The following is a 17,588-nucleotide window of genomic DNA, read 5'->3' as shown; positions in this document are numbered from 1 at the left end:
CAGGCATTGCTATACTTTTGGCAGTGCCTGCGGCGTTTAATTTAAGGAGCCTTTAACGAATCCCATAAATATCTGTTAAATGCTTCCATGTTGCAACATATATCCTCCGTTCCTCCTTAATTTTGTGTGACAGGCATGTAAATTGATTAACTTAAGCGGAGGATTTTCCTTATCAATTTGACCCTTTTAAAACCAAGGCACATATGAGATTCCAGCAAGTTGCCGCCACTTTTTTAATCAGCGTACTTACAGCCGCGGGGAGCATATTTGTTTACAGCAAATATTTTGCGCCAAAACCGGAAGGTTCGTTCCAGAACGGTTCAGACGATATTCCCGTGAATTACGCCAAATACATGCCCGGTACCATTCCCCACGATAACCTGACGCCGCCTACGGATTTTCAGCAGGCAGCGAAAATAGGCACACCGGGAGTGGTGCATATCAAAACAAAGGTCAACCCCAAGCAGGTGAACAATAACCTGCAGAAAAGAAGGAGTTTGATCGAAGAGTTCTTTGGAGAGCAGTTTGACGAAGAGGAAGGCGGCCGCCGGTATTATATACCAGGCCAGATGGCTTCCGGTTCCGGCGTACTGATCTCGGATGATGGGTTCATTGTTACCAACAATCACGTGGTGGACGATGCGGATGAAATATCCGTGACCCTCAGCAATAATAAAACGTACACGGCCAAGGTGATCGGTACTGATCCGAATACAGACCTGGCCGTGATCAGGATAGATGCTCATAACCTGCCTTACCTGCTCTACGGTAATTCAGACGAGATCCAGGTAGGTCAATGGGTATTGGCCGTAGGTTATCCGCTGAACCTGGAAACCACGGTAACAGCGGGTATTGTGAGCGCCAAATCCCGCGCGATAGGCATTAACACCCGTCAGCGCAGGTCCGCCATCGAATCCTTTATTCAAACGGATGCGGCGGTGAACCAGGGCAACAGCGGCGGGGCACTGATCAATACTGCCGGGGAACTGGTAGGGATCAATTCCGCTATTGCTTCTCCAACAGGGGCTTACGCAGGTTATTCCTACGCCATCCCGGTGAACCTGGTGAGAAAAGTGGTGAACGACCTGATGAAGTTCGGAAATGTGCAAAGGGCTTACCTGGGCATTGAATACCAGGACCCCTCCCAGATGTCTGAATCCCAGTTACGTGCATTGAACATGAGCAGGGACCTGGCAGGGATCAAGGTACTGGGTGTTCCGGCCACAGGCGCTGCCGCGGCGGCCGGTATTAAAGAAGGAGATATTATAACAAAGATAAACGGGGTGAATACCTCTTCTGTTCCTGAATTAATGGAGCAGATCAGCCGATACAAACCAGGTGACAAAGTGAGTATTAATTATACACGCAATGACAAAGAGTACACGGCCAGCGCAATCCTGAAGAACCTCGACGGGAATACGGGCATTGTAAAGCCGGGCGTACTCGATTACCTGGGGGCTGAACTGAGGCCTTTACCCAAAGAAATTGCCCAGCGCCTGGGCATGGAAGGCGGCGTGATGGTCACTAATGTAAACAGCGGGATCATTAAGAAACAGACGAATATGAAATCCAATTTCGTGATCCTGAAAGCAGGCAATGCAAAGATCGAATCAGTAGATGCGCTGAAAAATGCTTTACAGGGTAAGAAATCAGTGAGGCTGGAAGGATTTTATATGACGGACCGCCAGGCGAATATTTATTACTACGATCTCGATCTGAGTAATAGTGTAGCATTCTAAAAGTTTTCATATAGGTTTTATAGGTTAGGATTAAGGCTTCCCGCTTCTCGGGAGGCCTTCTTTTTTGCCTGTAAATAAAAAGCCTCCCGCAAGCGAGAGGCCTTTATTATGATCATCATCGCAAAGAGCTTACTACAATGACCATATATCCTATGAAAACCCTATACTAAATGTAGGATTATATGTTATACCGGAACATTACGAGTTGGTAAACGTCAAGAAATAACTCGTTAACGGCAACAAAGTTGCGGTGAAAAAATTCTTCAAGTATAAATATCCGAAAAGATGCGGGGTTAGAGGTTGATCACCCCTTTCAGTTGTGTAAAGAATTCGTCCTTCTTACGGGAAGATATGGGGATGTTCTTTTGATCGCTCATGATCACGGCGGTGCCTAATCCTTTGATGATCTTTACGATATGATGGATATTGATGAGGAAAGACTTGTGAACACGGTAAAAACCCTTATCGGATAACATCTCCTCATACTCCTTCAGGGACTTGGAAATGAGATGGGATACGTTATTGATGAGCTGTATTTTGGTGTAGCTGTCAAAAGCTTCGCAGTAGATGATATCTTTCAGGTCAATCACGTTGTAGCCGTCATTCACCGGTATAACGATCTTGGAGAACGCATTATCGTTATTCTTAACATAGTCCTTTAAAATGGAGGCCAGTTCGTTCAGACGGCCTTTTTTGCTCCGCTTCACTTTCTCCAACGCATCTTCCACCTCACTTACCTTGATAGGCTTGAGCAAATAATCCAGTGCCGCAAACTTAATAGCCTGAAGCGCATATTCCTGAAACGCTGTTATGAAAATTACTTCAAAGTTGAGGACAGGGAACATCTCCAGTAGCTGAAACCCGTTGTGCGGGGGCATTTCAATATCCAGAAACAATACATCAATAGGGTTATTTTTGATCATTTCCGCGGCCTCATGGATATTTTGTGCTTCGCCTATCACCTTTACATCCTTGCAGTAATTCTCTAAAATGTTTCGAAGGATATGTATGTTGCGGACCTCGTCGTCAACAATGGCAGCTTTAATAATACTCATAACATCTTTACAATGGGAATCAGGATTTCAACCAAGGTACCTTCCTTGTTGCCGAATCCAGACTTAAATTTATCAATAATTTCTAACTTTCCAACGCTTCCATTAAAAGATTTAATAATCTGGAGCCTTTCCCGGATTACGCTCAGGGCGGTGGATTCATGTTTTGCCAGCTTTCCGCTCTTGATATTGTTGGCATGCTCCCAGCCTATACCGTCGTCGTCAACGGCACAGTAGAGCAGGTCTCCATGCATCTCAAGCTTCACCAGCAGGTGCCCGCTCCCGTTCTTGGGGGCAAGGCCGTGTTTGATGGCATTTTCTAAAATTGGCTGAATGAGCATAGGCGGAATGTATACAGTATATTCCCTGAGTTCGTCACTCATTTCGAACTTATAAACGAAAGAATTGGCAAAACGGATCTTTTCCAGCTCCAGGTACCTGGCAAGGAAGGCGATCTCATCTTCCAGGGAAATGTACGATTTCCTGGAATTATTGAGCATCTGGCGCATGAGCGTGGCAAAGTCTGCCAGGAAGTTCAGGGCCTGCTTCTCTTCTTTTTCCAATATCAGGTGCTGCACAGAGTTGAGGGAATTAAAGATGAAGTGCGGGTTCATCTGGTTAGTAAGTGCCTTTGCCTCCAGCTCTGCGATACGGCGGTTATACTCCGTTTTCCGCTTCTCCCCTCCTTTGATCCTTCCTATTATATAACGGAGTATCAATATGATAGCCAGTAAACCCAGCAGCACCAGGATGCCTCTTGCCCACCACTCCTGGTACCATTGCGGTAAAATGGAAATGTTCAGGGACACGGGCTCACTCCAGTTGCTCTTATATTTGCGGGCACGGATCAGCAGCTTATACTCTCCCGGCTGCAGTTTAGGGTAAGGTATAATATTACTCATGGTGGTTACCCAGCCACCGGAAGTATCGTTGGAGAAATTATACTGGTATTCCACCAGTTCCGGCAGATCGTATGCAATGGCACCAAATTCCACCTCAAAGGTGCTGCCCCTTTCATATAAATGCGTGAAATAAGGATAAGCCGGAAAACTACTGTCTCCGTAACGTATCACATTCAGGTATACGGTTGGCGGGATGGTATCTACGGGAATGTGGTCCCGGGAGAAATAACACAGCCCGTTTGAAGTAGCTACATATAAGGTATCGCCGGAGTGGCAAAGCCCCCGGATGTCGTCACTCATCAGGCCATCGTTGGAGGTAATGTTGCGCAGCAGCACGCGTTCCTTTGTATCGATCACGGAAACACCACGATTGGTGGCCACATACAACCTGCCCTGCCCATCGTAATACAATTGCTGGCAGATATCGCTTACCAGCTTGTCGCTCACCTTAAAGTGCCGGATGATCTGGTTATTCTTCAGCACAAAGATCCCCTGGTCGCTGGTGCCTATCCAGAGATACCCGTCAATCCACTGCAGGTCCTTGATACTCTGGCTCAGGCGGGGATCCTGCTGAATAGGATATGGCATGCCGCCATTACTGAAATACAGGCCACTGCCGGTACCCAGGTAATAAGAGGTATCACTGAGGCAGGCAATAGAGGTGATCAGGGTTTCCAATCCACCAAGGTCTGTTGGTTTGAACTCCAAACCACTTAACAGCTTGCTGCGGGTCACTACCCTCAGCTTGCCGGAGGGTGTCATTTCCATATCCTTCACCGCCTTCATGTTCAGGATCTCCCTTGGCTTTTTATAACCGGGGGCATATTGATAGATGCCGTTATCTGTGCCGATCACTACTTCCTGCCCCTGTGGCAGCGGCAGGATGCCGAAAATACTATTCCTGCCCAGCGTGGAGTCCAGCGTCAGGCGGTGAATAGCGCCTTCCCGGTCCATGGTGTTCAGCATGCCGGCATTCTCACCGATATACAGGAGTCCGTTCCGCCGGTCTTTGTACACGCTGTAAACAGAGTGGGAATAAAGACCATTGGTATTATCGAAGTAACCGAAATAGAAATGTTTGAAGGGGATATGATACACCCCGTCCCCATACGTTGTGATCCAGATGTTGCCATCCCGGTCGTTGAGGATAGAGGTGATGTAGTGATTATACAGGAGTTTACTGATCTTCTTTTCCCCTTTGAAATAATCGCGTATCAGGTACAACGCACGCTGGCTGCCTATCCAGAGGTTATCCCGGTCTATGCAGATGCTGCTGATCTCCTCCGTGATACCCCAGTCCTCCCCTTTGAAGAAAGGAATGATGTCTTTCGGAGAATAAGAATACAGCACATTATCCGTAATGATCACAGGTTGTTTTTTGATCCTTTCTTTAAACACCGGAGCCTGCACGGGCGAAAGCGCCGTGAGGAAGATCTTCTGGTAAGCATTGTTACTGTCTTTTACACTGGGGAGGTTCAGGCTGCGTTGCAGGGAGCGGTAAACTGTTTCTGTTCTGAGGAAGAAAAACACATCTGTTTGCGATGTTTCAGAGGCTGCCAGTTTATTGCCTGAGGTGCCAAGTTTACCAAGAGAGGTTTGGCGTCCATTGTAACTAAAAACGCTGCCCCCGCTGTTCAGGAACCAGGTAACCCTGGCCTTGTCCTCAAAGGCATATTGAATATATTGGCTGCGGCTGTTGAAACGGAGTGATGAATCGTTTTCTTCGTTATGTACGCTGGGTTTGCTATAAAAAGAGGGTTTCCCGTTATTGGTGAAGAACCATACCCTTCCCCTGGAATCGGCGGCCAGTTTGATCACGTCATTATCCGTGAGGCCATCTTTTTTGGTGTAATTGCGGAAACGTTTTCCATCAAATTTGCTCACGCCGGTGGGTGTGGCAAACCAGATGAAACCTTCGGCGTCCTGTACGGCGCCGTATACGGTAGCGTTGGCAAGCCCATCCTTTACATTATAATTGCGGATCACCAGCCCCTGTGCATCGGCGATGCGGGAGAAGGCCAGGAAAAAAAGCAGCAATGTTATATAACGGATGGCTTGCATCAACGATGTATCTGTCTAATGTTTAAGCGGTGATCAATATGCCCTGGCAAACAACACCCTTTCTTTGGAAGGCTTACCGGAAAGAATACAGGTTCCGGCTTCCTGCACATTGTTTAAAGGTATGCAACGGATGGTTGCCTTGGTGCGTTCTTTTATAGCCGCTTCCGTTTCCGGAGTGCCATCCCAGTGCGCCGCTACAAAACCGCCTTTCTCATCCAGCACTTTTTCAAATTCTTCCCAGGTGTTTACCGGTGTGATATGAGACTCGCGGTAGGCAAGGGCTTTGTTGTACATATTCTGCTGGATATCTTCCAGCAGCTGCACGATCTGGCCGGAAAGGCCGTCCAGCGACAGGCTTGATTTTGTTTTCTCGTCCCTGCGTGCTACTTCGGCCACATTGTTTTCCAGGTCCCTGGCACCTAATGCAATACGTACGGGTACCCCTTTCATTTCATATTCCGCAAATTTCCATCCCGGACGGGCGTTATCGGAATCGTCATATTTAACACGGATACCTGCTGCTTTCAGCTCTTTTATGATCTCGTTCACCTTGTCGTCTATCAGTTTCTTCTGATCGTCTCCTTTAAAGATCGGAACAATCACGACCTGTAACGGAGAAATACGTGGCGGTAGTATAAGTCCCTGGTCATCGCTGTGCGCCATTACCAGTGCTCCCACCAGGCGGGTGGATACCCCCCACGACGTTGCCCACACGTATTCCTGCTTGTTTTCCTTGTTGGAGAACTTCACCTCAAAAGCCTTCGCAAAATTCTGGCCAAGAAAATGGGAGGTACCTGCCTGCAGGGCTTTTCCATCCTGCATCAGGGCTTCAATGCAATAAGTGTCTTCTGCACCGGCAAACCTTTCAGAAGCAGATTTAACACCTTTGATCACTGGCAGCGCCATGTATTTTTCTGCAAATTCTGCATAAATATCCAGCATCTGGCGGGTTTCCGCGATCGCTTCTTCCGCCGTGGCGTGGGCGGTATGCCCTTCCTGCCACAGGAATTCTGCGGTACGCAGGAAAAGACGGGTACGCATTTCCCAGCGCACTACGTTGGCCCACTGGTTGATCAGCAGGGGAAGATCGCGGTAGGATTGGATCCAGTCCTTATATGTATTCCAGATAATTGTTTCAGATGTAGGGCGAACGATCAGTTCTTCTTCCAGCTTTGCTTCGGGATCTACTACCACGCCACCGCCGTTCGGATCGTTCTTCAGGCGGTAATGGGTAACCACAGCACATTCCTTTGCAAAACCTTCCACGTGGGCGGCTTCTTTGCTCAGGAAGCTTTTAGGGATGAAAAGGGGGAAATAAGCGTTCTGATGCCCGGTGTCTTTGAACATTTTGTCCAGCACATCGCGCATATTCTCCCAAAGGGCAAATCCGTGGGGTTTGATAACCATGCATCCGCGCACTGCAGAATAGTCAGCTAAACCGCCTTTCAAAACGAGGTCGTTATACCATTGCGAATAATCCTCTGATCTGGCTGTGATCTCTTTACTCATATAAGTTTTTTTCTTTTTCCGTTTCCCCGGTTTCCGGAATTTCCAACGTGTTCCTGTACAGGGAGTTAGCAGGTGCTGTTTTCCGTTTATCCATCCCTGTTGCCACTCGGCAGAAAGCTACGATTTATAAGGCTTCCGGCACAATTTATTGGCGCAATATTTGTTTAAGATAAGACGGAAATCGCCACAAACCTACGTTAGAAAAACTAAAACCTCCTCCGGGTGTGCGAAGATAATAAAACGCCGTGTGCGTGGCATCTTTCAACGAGAAAATTCGTTTAAATTGAGTAAATTTACATTGTTAATCAAATATCATCAGATGAAACCTATGATATATAGTGCGATAGCTGCACTGCTCGTGTTAAGCAGCTGCTCTACCGCATACAAAACAGCACAGACTCCCGATGATGTGTATTATTCACCGGGCAGGGCCAAGGTCTACGCCAATAACACTGCCAGAAGTACGCAACAACAAGCTAGTAATGCAGATGAGGAAACGTATAACGACAACGGCGACGACAATTATGTAACATACCAGGATGAGGATGAGGAACGCTATGATTACGCGCGGCGCATAGACCGTTTCAGCAGAGGCTATAATGGCTACTACTGGGATGGATATTATGCAGATCCGTTCTATGGCGGCCCGAGCATTTACATGAACAATTTCTACGGTTATCCTTCCTGGGGTAATTCTTTCAGTATCGGCCTGGGATGGGGTTACAACCCTTATCGCTGGAATAACTGGTACGGAAACGGATGGTACGGCAGCGGTTGGTATGGTGGTGGCTTCGGTCATCCCTGGTACAACAACTGGTACGGTAGCGGTTGGTATGGCAGTGGCTGGTACGGTGGTGGTTACCCCGGTGGCGGCTGGCATGGTGGCGGTGGTGGTTACTACTACACCCGTCCGGCGAACTCATGGGGCCCGAGAGGTTCTTCCTCTTCCCGCGTGTTCAACAGCAACGGTTACAACCCTTCTTCACCAAGGCCTAACACCAGCGGTTCCGCTCCGAGAAGAGTGTTTGACCGCAGCAGCGGTACAGTTGTGAACCCGGGCAACCCCAGTGGTGGCCGCGTGAACAACGGCGGTGTTCCAAGAAGAACATTCGACCGTGCTCCTTCCGAACGCCCATCTACGCAGCCAAGTTCCGACCCGAGACCTTCAAGGTCAGCACCGGTAAGGACCTTTGACCGTAGCGACGATCGCCCGGTACGCCAGGCTCCGCAACCTTCATATGAAAGAAGCAGCCCGGCTCCTGAACGTAGCGCACCCGCACGCAGTTATCCATCGAGCAGCCCGAGCAGCAGTCCCAGCAGCTCACCTTCACCGGTAAGAACATCCAGCCCAAGAAGAGGCGGTTGATAAATAACTAAAGAATGATCAATCAGCGGGTCACACAGGTGATCCGCGGTTGATCATTCCCTTTTAAGCCCTATATCTTCAGCATAAGCACTCAATTTATCACCATACTGATTTTAAGATGAATAAAAGAACCGCATTTCTTTTGATAGCCCTTGGTGTATCTGCCCAGGCCTGGGCACAGGATGAAGCAGACGCCTTGCGCTATAGCCGCCTTACTACCGGGGGTACAGCCCGGACACAGGCCATCGGCGGCGCAGCAGGGTCTTTAGGGGGAGACATTTCAGCAACCCACGTAAACCCTGCAGGACTAGGATTCTTCAGAACAAGCGAAGTAGTGATCACGCCCGGATTTAATTTCCGCTCCAACAAACAGGACTACCTGGGAACACGTACCGATGCCAGCAATAGCAATTTCACGCTCGGTAACCTGGGTATTGTATTTGGTATGCCCACCAGCAATAGTTCTTCCGGCTGGCGTAATGTGGCCTTTTCACTGGATTACAACCGCCTCGCAGACTTCAACAACAAATACTACATAGATGGGGTGAATACCACCACCAGTTATGTTGACCGATGGGTAGACAGGCTGAATAACAACGGCTCTCCCCTGTCATTCAACGATGCTGCCAGTATTGATCCCCTCGGCGCCAGCCTTGCCTTCAATACCTACCTGGTAGACACCATCAATGGCGGTTATGCCACCTGGGTAAACCCCACGCTTCCCGGCGGTATCCGTCAGCGGGACAGGGTTTCCACCGAGGGAGGACTAAATGAATTTTCCCTTGGCATGGGTGCTAATTATTCCGATAAGTTGTATGTAGGGCTTTCCCTGAACTTCCCCACGCTCCGTTATGAACGCTCCCGCACCTTCGCGGAAGACGATCTTTCCGGGGATAACAACAACGACTTCGCTTACTTTGAACATACAGAACGGCTCAAAACAGACGGGGTGGGCTTCAATGCAAAAATTGGTGCTATTTACGCCCCGGTGCCGAATGTGCGCATTGGTGCATCGTTCCATACACCTACCTGGTACAACATGAGAGATGCCACCACCGCCCGTGTGCAGGTGGATACAGAAGGATACCAGCCTGATGGCCAAAGCGAACGTTACCAGGATACAGAAGAACTCACAGATGGTTTACCTGTTGAATATGAATACAGCCTGCAAACACCATGGCGCGCTATGGGTAGCTTCTCTTACATCTTTGGTACCGACCCTGATGTAAAGCAGCAACACGGCTTCATTACAGCAGATGTTGAATATGTGGATTATGCATCGGCCAAATACCGTTTCAATAAAGGCACTGAAGGAGACCGTGACTTTGCAAGGCAGTTGAACAATTCTATGGACAACCTTTACAAAGGCGCGGTGAACATAAGAGTAGGTGGTGAACTGAAATTCAATGTGATCGCTGTTCGTGCAGGATATGCCTTTTACGGCAGCCCTTATCAGAATTCAGAAGTGGAGGCCAACACACAAAAGATCAGCGGCGGCCTGGGATATCGTAACAAAGGTTTCTTTGCAGACCTGACCTATGTACATACCATGTCCAAAGATCAATATCAGCCTTATACACTGGCTGGCTCTAAGATTGCGCCAGCTACCGTGAATGGCACTGTTGGCTCTGTTCTGATGACAGTAGGTTTCAAATTCTGATCAATAAATTCCAGGATACAAAAAAGGAAGGAGCTGATGTTCCTTCCTTTTTTTATTTACTGCATGTTCTTTAATACGTTGTTCTTTTCTATACCTGTTGCTCCAGCCATTTCAGCACCTCATCTCCTTCCCGCGCATCAAACCAATGCATTTCTGCATCCCTTCTGAACCAGGTGAGCTGGCGTTTCGCATATTGCCGTGTATGCACCTTAATCGCTTCCACTGCTTCTGCTATCCGTAGTTTCCCGTCAAAATAATCGAAGATCTCTGTGTACCCGACTGTTTGCAGGGCATTATGATGACGGTACTCCTTCACTGATGCAGCCTCGTCCACTAAACCTGCCGCCATCATAGCATCCACGCGCTTTACAATATTCCCGTGCAATAACTCTTTCGGTAATTGTATCCCTATTTTAATGATCCTGAAATCACGGTTACGGGGTGTGGCTGTTCTGAATGTGTTGATGGATTGGCCTGTAGCTTCCAGTATTTCCAGCGCACGCATGAGGCGTTGAGGGTTCTGCGTTTCTGCTGTTGCATAAAAAGAAGGATCTCTTTGCTGCAGGGTTTCCTGCAGCCAGGTTAAACCATTTGCAGCATAACCTTCCCTCACGGCAGTTCTGATAGCAGGCGGAACAGCGGGCATGTTGTCCATACCTTCCAGGAAGGCCCTGATATACAGGCCGGTACCACCGGTAACGATGGCAACAGGGTGCCTTGTGAAGATATCAGCCGTGTATTGCAAAGCAAGTTGCTCATACATGGCTGCATTCACTTCTTCCCGTATGGAATGAGAATTAATAAAGTAATGAGGAACAGCTGATAGTTCGGCAGCATCCGGTTTGGCGGTTCCGATGCTCAGTTCCCGGTAGCACTGGCGGGAATCTGCGGAGATGATCTCCGTACCCAGCTGCTGTGCTATTCGTATAGCCAGCGCAGTTTTACCTACAGCCGTAGGGCCAGCCAATACAACAACCGTATTTTTCAATCACTGGATTTTAGAACAGGTTTTCTTCCTCGGCGCCATTCTCTTCTGCACCATCTTCTTCACGTTCTCCACCTTCTTCGCCTTCTTCCCCAAAACCATCGTCCGGCATACCTTCGCGGTTGAGATCATATTTCTCTTCCATTTCCACCAGCTTATCGCCGATGAGGCCTTTGGTACCGTACTGGCTGGGAGCAAGCCCTTCCTTGCGTACGCAGGCGGGGTAACTGAGTTTGCTGTTCTCTTCTTTGGCTACAGCAATAAGTTCTACCAGGAACGTCCAGTTCTTGGCATAGTCATAGAGGTAGATGAATTTCTGGTTCGGATCCCGCACCATTATACCGATGGCGGTTTCCGGCATCAGTAACGGCTCTGCTTTACGCGGCTGCCCATCTGGCTCCAGGATGATCTCACGGCCACGCTGCCAGTTATCGTTACTACGGAAAAAAGTGGCTTTATGTTTAGAGTCAAACTCATATGCCAACAAAATGGCCTGATGGAACTGTAAAAAATTCTGGGTAGGCTTTACCACAATGTCCCTATAGACACTCTCATCTTCCTCCCAATAAACTCTGAACTTCAATACCGGCATATGATCAAATTAAACGTGCTGTAAAATTACCAAATTATTTAACAGGGGTCAAGTCTAGTTCTTTGGCCTTCTGTAGCATATACTGATATGCTGCCTCGTAGCTGTTCGGTATCTCACCATCCAGGATAGCTTCCCGGATCGCGCTTTTCAGATCGCCTACCATCCTTCCCGGTTTGAGATCAAAGATCTCCATGATCATTTCGCCGGTGATGGGTGGCTGCCAGTTGCGGATACGATCACTTTCTTCCACTTCCTTCAAACGCTGCCGTACCATTTCAAAATTCTCAAGATAGCGTTTAACTTTTGCTTTATTCTTGGAAGTGATATCCGCATCGCACAAGAGCATCAGCGCTTCCAGATCATCTCCCGCATCAAACAGCAGGCGCCGTATAGCCGAATCTGTTATATTCTCCTTTGTAAGGCTGATCGGGCGCAGATGCAACTCCACCAGCTTCCTTACAAACTTCATTTTATCGTGCTGCGGTAATTTGAGCCGGGCAAAGATACGCGGCACCATTTTACCACCTACGGCATCGTGCCCATGGAACGTCCAGCCATGACCTTCTTCAAACCTTTTGGTAGCGGGTTTACCAATATCATGCAATAATGCTGCCCAACGTAACCAGAGGTCCTTCGTATTCCGGGAAATATTGTCTATTACCTGGAGCGTATGATAAAAATTATCCTTGTGCCCCTTCCCTTCCTGCATTTCTACACCCGCCAGATCTACCATCTGGGGGAAAATGATCTTTAACAGGCCGGTTTGATATAAAAGGTCCAAACCAACGGAAGGTTTAGACGATAACATGATCTTATTCAATTCATCCGTGATCCGCTCCTGGGTGATGATCTTAATCCTGTCCGCATTCTCCCGGATGGCCTGCAATGTTTCAGGCACAATGGTGAAATGCAGCTGGGAGGCAAAACGAATGGCCCGCATCATCCGTAAAGGGTCGTCGCTGAAGGTCTGCGCAGGATCCAGCGGCGTACGGATCAGTTTATCTGCCATATCCTTCCGTCCGTTGAAAGGGTCCAGCAAGGCCCCGAAATCGGCTTCATTTAAACTGATAGCCAATGCGTTAATAGTAAAATCCCGGCGGAGCTGATCATCTTCCAGGCTTCCCGGCTCCACTTCAGGATTACGGGAATGCTGGCGGTAACTTTCCTTACGGGCCCCCACAAATTCTATCTCCAGGTCCTTATGACGGATCTGGGCCGTACCATATGTTTTAAAAAAGTTCACTTTAGGTGAAGGGTCCAGCAAAGCTGCCACTTTATGTGCGAGTGCAATACCATCTCCCACACAAACGATATCCATATCTTTCGTGTTCCTGTTCAGCAGTTTATCTCTCACAAAGCCGCCAATGAGGTAACAGGGAACGCCAAGCTGGCGTGCCGCTAATGCCACGCGATCGAATAACTCCTTTTCCCGTGTTGTACAGGGAATCTGCATATACTATCTACTGGTTTAAGGCGCAAAAGTACTCAATTCAGATTTATTCCTCCGGCCCAAAGGTCAATTTCTCAGTATTTCCAGTTTTCCATCAGGCTGAATACGCACGATCCGCGAGGGCTGGCGGATGGCTATCTCGTGCTGCCGGTGAACTACGGTATAGTCTACCCCTTGCCTGATCTCATCCGTTACATCCAGGAAAGTAGCGGGAGAAGGAGCGCCGCTGATATTGGCGGAGGTGGAAACGATCGGTTTTCTGAACCTTTTGATCAGGTGGCGGCAAAATGGCTCTTTTACCACGCGGATGGCCACCGTACCATCTTCCGCGATCACATTGGGCGCCAGGTGCAGCGCCCCTTCATAGATCACTGTGGTAGGCCGGTCGAAGGCCGCAATGGTATCTGCAATATCCGGTGGTGGTTGTGACAGGTATTTAACAAGGTCCCGTACATCTGCCACCAGTATTACCAGGCTTTTGGATTCACTCCGCTGCTTAAGATCAAAAATGCGCTTTACGGCTGCTTCGTCTGTTGCATCGCAACCGAGGCCCCAGATAGTATCCGTAGGGTAAAGGATGATGCCCCCGGAGCGAAGGGTACTGAGACTTTGCACGAGATCTTCTTCGAATTCAGTTATCATGTACGTTGTAAGTTTAAGACTGGTATACCTCCATCACGGCGGCGGCACATTTATCTACAGTGAAATGCTGCGCATGTTCTATACCTCTTTCCTGCATACCAGCTGCAAAGGTACGATCAATCGCCACCCTTTCCATACCTTCTGCAATAGATGCAGGCAGGAAAGGATCTATGTACAGCGCCGCATCACCTCCTGTTTCCCGGAAGCAGGAAACATTGGAAGTGACTACCGGTGTACGGCTCCAGAGTGCTTCCAGGATGGGGATACCAAAGCCTTCAAAGATGGAAGGATATATCAGTGCCGTTGCGCCCTGGTACAGGGCCGGCAGGTCTTTAAAAGAGAATTTAACGCGCTCATTCAGCCAGATCACCTGTTTTTCCATACCTTCTTTCTGCAGGAATGCCTTCACCTCCTCTTTATATTTACCCCCATCGCCCAAAACCACCAAAGGCAGGTCTATCTTACCTTTCAGCAGGCGCATGGCTTTTACGATGCCCAGCAGGTTCTTGCGTTCTATTACGGAACCTACATAGAGGAAATAAGCAGATGGCAGTTGATAAGCCGCCAGCATACTGTTGATCTGCTCTTTTGTACACTGTTCTTCAAAAGAGGGATCGCAGCTTTGATAACAAACTTTAATCCTGTTCTCCGGCGTATGGTAGTATTGTATAAGGTCCTGTTTGGTCTGTTCACTGATGGCAATCACCTTATCCGCATGTTTACAGGCGTACCGGGCCTTTTTGCGGTAGGTGTACACATCAATGGGATTGTATTGTTCCGGGTAGCGTTCAAAGATAAGGTCGTGTATGGTCACTACACTTTGCACCCCGCTGTTGCTGATGCCAAAGGGCAGTTCTGCGCTAAGACCGTGATAAAGGTCTATCTCCTTATCGATCAGGTCCTGGATCACCCAGCGGCTTCTCCATACGGACTTTAACCATCTGTGATGCGCCCGTTGCGGAACGATGGTTTGCATACCGGAAGATGGCTGGAACAGCGGTTGCTCTTTAGGGGCAAAAAGAAAATAGTTGTTCTGCGGATAATATTCCCCCAGGGAGCGTATGAGGGTACGGCTGTAATTGCCCAAACCCGTACGATTCTGAAAAGCCCGCTTAGCGTCGAAACCAATGTTCAAGTTGCGTTACATTTAATTCAGGCGGTAAAATAACAAAATAAATGCGATCGGTTAAAAAGCTATCAGTTTTTACAAGCGTTCCTGCATGAGCGTTGAATTCACATTTAATGTTGCTGTATTAATCGCCAGATCAGAGAATTAGATTTGTTTAATTCCTCAAAAATGATTAATTTAATTGTCCGCTTTTCGAGAATCATATCAGGTTGGAAAATCAGGCTTATAAAGACATTTACTCCCATTAAACAACATATCCATTAGTTATTGTATCATCTTGTAACATCAACAAAAAACAATCAAGTATGAAACCCAATGAACAAGTAATGAAACCATTCTTTGCACAATTCCTGGAAGCTCAGCAAACTGAAAAACGCCAGGAAAAAGAAAGTAACTGGACGAGCAAATTATCAGATGCTCCCGATCAGACCCTCAAATACCCTTCAGATGGGGATGAGGAATGGTGGCTGTTATAGTTCATCTAACATTCAACGATCATTGCAAGCAATGGCAGTAGCTATTGCTTGTTTTTTTATCTGAACATTCATGATTCTTTGCATCACTCATTCACAGGACACCTACACGATAGAGTTAGTACAACAACGCCTGCAACAGCTTGGATATCCCAGCTTCCGCTTCAACTCTGATGAATTTGGCACCCGTTACCGGCTCCGGTACCGGCTCACCCCGGAAGGGCCGCAATACCAGCTGCAGCACGGAAAACAAACGCTGAATGCCAGCGATGTCAGTGCCGTATGGTACAGAAAACTCTGGAAACTGCAGGTGCCTCCTTCCCTGGACCCTGCCTATGTTCCTGCATTCATCAAAGAATACAATACCTCCCTTCATATTTTCCTCGATGCACTGGATGTGCCATGGATCAATCCCATGCATATAGACCATGGCATTGGCAATAATAAGCTCATACAATTATCCGCCGCACAGGCTGCAGGTTTGCATGTTCCGCAAACCCTCATCAGCAATCATGCAGAAGATGCCATCAAATTCTATGATGCCAACAACGGAGATGTAGTGGTTAAACTGCACGGTGCCCTTTCCAAGACCATGGATGGCGCGGGCGACTTCTTCCCCACTACCCGCCTGCGTAAAGAAGATGTACCCATGCTGGAATCCCTGGCCGCCTGCCCGATGATCCTGCAGGAATACATTCCAAAGGAAAGGGAATTACGCGTTGCCTATATAGACGGCGAGATCTTTACCGGCAGCCTGAAAGCCCCCGAATCTACGGACTGGCGAACGAACAGCACCACCATCATTCAATGGGAACCTTATCAGCTCCCTCCTGAAACAGCAGAAAAGATAGATGCCATGATGCGCCTGCTGAACCTCCCCTTTGGTGCCATAGACATGATCGTACAACCCGACGGCAAATACGTTTTCCTGGAAGTGAACCCACAGGGAGAATGGGGCATGCTGGAAAAATACCTGGGCTTCCCTATCGCCGAAACCATTGCAGAGAAATTAGTTAACCGGATCACCAATGAATAACGGTAAAGTCCTTATTATCACCCATTCCGAAGATAATTACGCAGTAGATACCGTTATACAGCAAATCCGCCGGCTCGGCGGCAGCTGTGTACGTTTTGATGCAGACCGCTACCCGGTTGAAAGCAGGCTCAGCTCTTCCATTATCAACGGGCAATGGCAGGGCCTGCTGGAAACAACAGAAGGCACTTATACGCTGGATGATATCACCGCCGTCTGGTACCGGCGCAGTTACCATATTGGCAAAGGGCTGGAAACCCTGCTGGAAAAGGAATACCTCTCTTCCACCCTGGGCGAGCTGCGCCGTACGCTATTCGGGATGCTGGAAGGATTAAAGTGTTTCCAGATTGAAAGATACAGCGTATACCGCCGCCTGGACAGTAAGGAAGAACAACTGCGCATTGCCAGGGATTGCGGGCTGGAAGTGCCAGCTACCTGCATCACCAATTCCCCCGCACAGCTAAAAGCTTTCCTGGCCGGCACCAATAAACCCGTGATCGCCAAAATGCAGAGCGCCTTTGCCATTTACCGGGATGGCCAGGAACATGTGGTATTCACCAATGAGGTCACTGCCACTCACCTGGATCAACTGAATGAATTACGGTATTGCCCTATGGTATTCCAGGAAAAACTGGAGAAAGCCCTGGAACTCCGCGTAACCATCGTTGGCCGCAGGATCTTCCCTTTTTCTATCGACTCCCGGCAACTGGTGGACTGGCGGAAAGAAGGCGCTGCGTTGGCAGATGAATGGCAGCCCTATGTGCTGCCGGTAGACATATCCAAAGCCCTGTTGGCCTTCATGGACACCTATGGCCTGAACTACGGAGCCATAGACCTGATCCTTACACCGGAAGGGAAGTATTATTTCCTGGAAGTCAATGCCGCCGGGGAATACTTCTGGCTGGACAAGCTATGCGACAACGCTATTTCCCAACATCTGGCCGCCGTATTATTAAACCAGGCGGAAAGAAGAGAATGATTACTATTTTTGCGGA

General features: G+C 48.4%; 14 protein-coding genes. 6 read left to right on the top strand and 8 right to left on the bottom strand.

The window, feature by feature from the left end; genetic code table 11:
* Positions 1–203 precede the first annotated feature (203 nt).
* On the top strand, positions 204–1,739 hold the full coding sequence (locus BUR42_RS02115) for a trypsin-like peptidase domain-containing protein (protein WP_074237513.1): 1,536 nt from the start codon (positions 204–206) through the stop codon (positions 1,737–1,739).
* A 293-nt stretch (positions 1,740–2,032) separates the two neighbouring features.
* Here BUR42_RS02115 and BUR42_RS02110 read toward each other — a convergent pair whose 3' ends face one another.
* From BUR42_RS02110 to proS, 3 genes are read right to left on the bottom strand one after another with little or no spacing between them, the layout of a single operon-like run.
* The gene (locus BUR42_RS02110) at positions 2,033–2,794 is read right to left on the bottom strand and encodes a LytR/AlgR family response regulator transcription factor (RefSeq protein WP_074237512.1); all 762 of its coding nucleotides are present in this window, start codon (positions 2,792–2,794) and stop codon (positions 2,033–2,035) included.
* Positions 2,791–5,754, bottom strand: coding sequence for a sensor histidine kinase (locus BUR42_RS02105; RefSeq protein ID WP_074237511.1), 2,964 nt, complete (start codon positions 5,752–5,754; stop codon positions 2,791–2,793). The genes BUR42_RS02110 and BUR42_RS02105 overlap by 4 nt, the downstream gene beginning before the upstream one ends.
* A gap of 33 nt (positions 5,755–5,787) precedes the next feature.
* A complete protein-coding gene (gene proS / locus BUR42_RS02100; RefSeq protein ID WP_074237510.1) occupies positions 5,788–7,263 on the bottom strand; it encodes a proline--tRNA ligase in 1,476 nt (491 codons plus the stop codon).
* Between the two features lie 319 nt (positions 7,264–7,582).
* Here proS and BUR42_RS02095 point away from each other — a divergent pair, with 319 nt between their 5' ends.
* Together BUR42_RS02095 and BUR42_RS02090 are read left to right on the top strand one after the other, a co-directional pair.
* Positions 7,583–8,629: a hypothetical protein gene (locus BUR42_RS02095; RefSeq protein WP_074237509.1), complete on the top strand. Its 1,047-nt coding sequence runs from the start codon at positions 7,583–7,585 to the stop codon at positions 8,627–8,629.
* A gap of 118 nt (positions 8,630–8,747) precedes the next feature.
* The gene (locus tag BUR42_RS02090; RefSeq protein WP_074237508.1) at positions 8,748–10,289 is read left to right on the top strand and encodes an OmpP1/FadL family transporter; all 1,542 of its coding nucleotides are present in this window, start codon (positions 8,748–8,750) and stop codon (positions 10,287–10,289) included.
* An 88-nt stretch (positions 10,290–10,377) separates the two neighbouring features.
* Here BUR42_RS02090 and miaA read toward each other — a convergent pair whose 3' ends face one another.
* The 5 genes from miaA to BUR42_RS02065 form a co-directional block, all read right to left on the bottom strand.
* Complete coding sequence (gene miaA / locus BUR42_RS02085) at positions 10,378–11,277, bottom strand: tRNA (adenosine(37)-N6)-dimethylallyltransferase MiaA (protein ID WP_074237507.1); 900 nt, start codon at positions 11,275–11,277, stop codon at positions 10,378–10,380.
* Between the two features lie 10 nt (positions 11,278–11,287).
* On the bottom strand, positions 11,288–11,866 hold the full coding sequence (locus tag BUR42_RS02080; protein ID WP_074237506.1) for an IS1096 element passenger TnpR family protein: 579 nt from the start codon (positions 11,864–11,866) through the stop codon (positions 11,288–11,290).
* Positions 11,867–11,900: 34 nt separating this feature from the next.
* Complete coding sequence (locus BUR42_RS02075; RefSeq protein ID WP_074237505.1) at positions 11,901–13,319, bottom strand: CCA tRNA nucleotidyltransferase; 1,419 nt, start codon at positions 13,317–13,319, stop codon at positions 11,901–11,903.
* A gap of 63 nt (positions 13,320–13,382) precedes the next feature.
* Complete coding sequence (locus BUR42_RS02070; RefSeq protein ID WP_074237504.1) at positions 13,383–13,958, bottom strand: L-threonylcarbamoyladenylate synthase; 576 nt, start codon at positions 13,956–13,958, stop codon at positions 13,383–13,385.
* 13 nt (positions 13,959–13,971) lie between these two features.
* Positions 13,972–15,093, bottom strand: a complete 1,122-nt coding sequence (locus tag BUR42_RS02065) for a glycosyltransferase family 4 protein (RefSeq protein WP_074237503.1) — start codon at positions 15,091–15,093, stop codon at positions 13,972–13,974.
* Positions 15,094–15,392: 299 nt separating this feature from the next.
* Between BUR42_RS02065 and BUR42_RS02060 the strand changes: the two genes are divergently transcribed.
* The 3 genes from BUR42_RS02060 (at position 15,393) to BUR42_RS02050 (ending at position 17,572) form a co-directional block, all read left to right on the top strand.
* Positions 15,393–15,563: a microviridin/marinostatin family tricyclic proteinase inhibitor gene (locus BUR42_RS02060; RefSeq protein ID WP_084185295.1), complete on the top strand. Its 171-nt coding sequence runs from the start codon at positions 15,393–15,395 to the stop codon at positions 15,561–15,563.
* Between the two features lie 70 nt (positions 15,564–15,633).
* A complete protein-coding gene (locus tag BUR42_RS02055) occupies positions 15,634–16,596 on the top strand; it encodes an MvdC/MvdD family ATP grasp protein (protein ID WP_074237502.1) in 963 nt (320 codons plus the stop codon).
* A complete protein-coding gene (locus tag BUR42_RS02050) occupies positions 16,589–17,572 on the top strand; it encodes an MvdC/MvdD family ATP grasp protein (protein ID WP_074237501.1) in 984 nt (327 codons plus the stop codon). Before BUR42_RS02055 ends, BUR42_RS02050 begins: the two co-directional genes overlap by 8 nt.
* Positions 17,573–17,588: the final 16 nt, after the last annotated feature.

The organism is Chitinophaga niabensis (assembly GCF_900129465.1).
Lineage (GTDB): Bacteria > Bacteroidota > Bacteroidia > Chitinophagales > Chitinophagaceae > Chitinophaga > Chitinophaga niabensis.
Note: the sequence above shows the minus strand (reverse complement) of the source record. Positions and strands in the feature narration are given on the sequence as shown.

Bases quoted from the DNA above. Each gene is read 5' to 3' on its own strand.
- BUR42_RS02115 (WP_074237513.1), top strand. From the start codon at position 204: ATGAGATTCCAGCAAGTTGCCGCCACTTTTTTAATCAGCGTACTTACA.
- BUR42_RS02060 (WP_084185295.1), top strand. From the start codon at position 15,393: ATGAAACCCAATGAACAAGTAATGAAACCATTCTTTGCACAATTCCTG.
- BUR42_RS02110 (WP_074237512.1), bottom strand. From the start codon at position 2,794: ATGAGTATTATTAAAGCTGCCATTGTTGACGACGAGGTCCGCAACATA.
- BUR42_RS02080 (WP_074237506.1), bottom strand. From the start codon at position 11,866: ATGCCGGTATTGAAGTTCAGAGTTTATTGGGAGGAAGATGAGAGTGTC.
- BUR42_RS02075 (WP_074237505.1), bottom strand. From the start codon at position 13,319: ATGCAGATTCCCTGTACAACACGGGAAAAGGAGTTATTCGATCGCGTG.
- BUR42_RS02105 (WP_074237511.1), bottom strand. From the start codon at position 5,754: ATGCAAGCCATCCGTTATATAACATTGCTGCTTTTTTTCCTGGCCTTC.
- BUR42_RS02070 (WP_074237504.1), bottom strand. From the start codon at position 13,958: ATGATAACTGAATTCGAAGAAGATCTCGTGCAAAGTCTCAGTACCCTT.
- BUR42_RS02050 (WP_074237501.1), top strand. From the start codon at position 16,589: ATGAATAACGGTAAAGTCCTTATTATCACCCATTCCGAAGATAATTAC.
- BUR42_RS02095 (WP_074237509.1), top strand. From the start codon at position 7,583: ATGAAACCTATGATATATAGTGCGATAGCTGCACTGCTCGTGTTAAGC.
- proS (WP_074237510.1), bottom strand. From the start codon at position 7,263: ATGAGTAAAGAGATCACAGCCAGATCAGAGGATTATTCGCAATGGTAT.
- BUR42_RS02090 (WP_074237508.1), top strand. From the start codon at position 8,748: ATGAATAAAAGAACCGCATTTCTTTTGATAGCCCTTGGTGTATCTGCC.
- BUR42_RS02055 (WP_074237502.1), top strand. From the start codon at position 15,634: ATGATTCTTTGCATCACTCATTCACAGGACACCTACACGATAGAGTTA.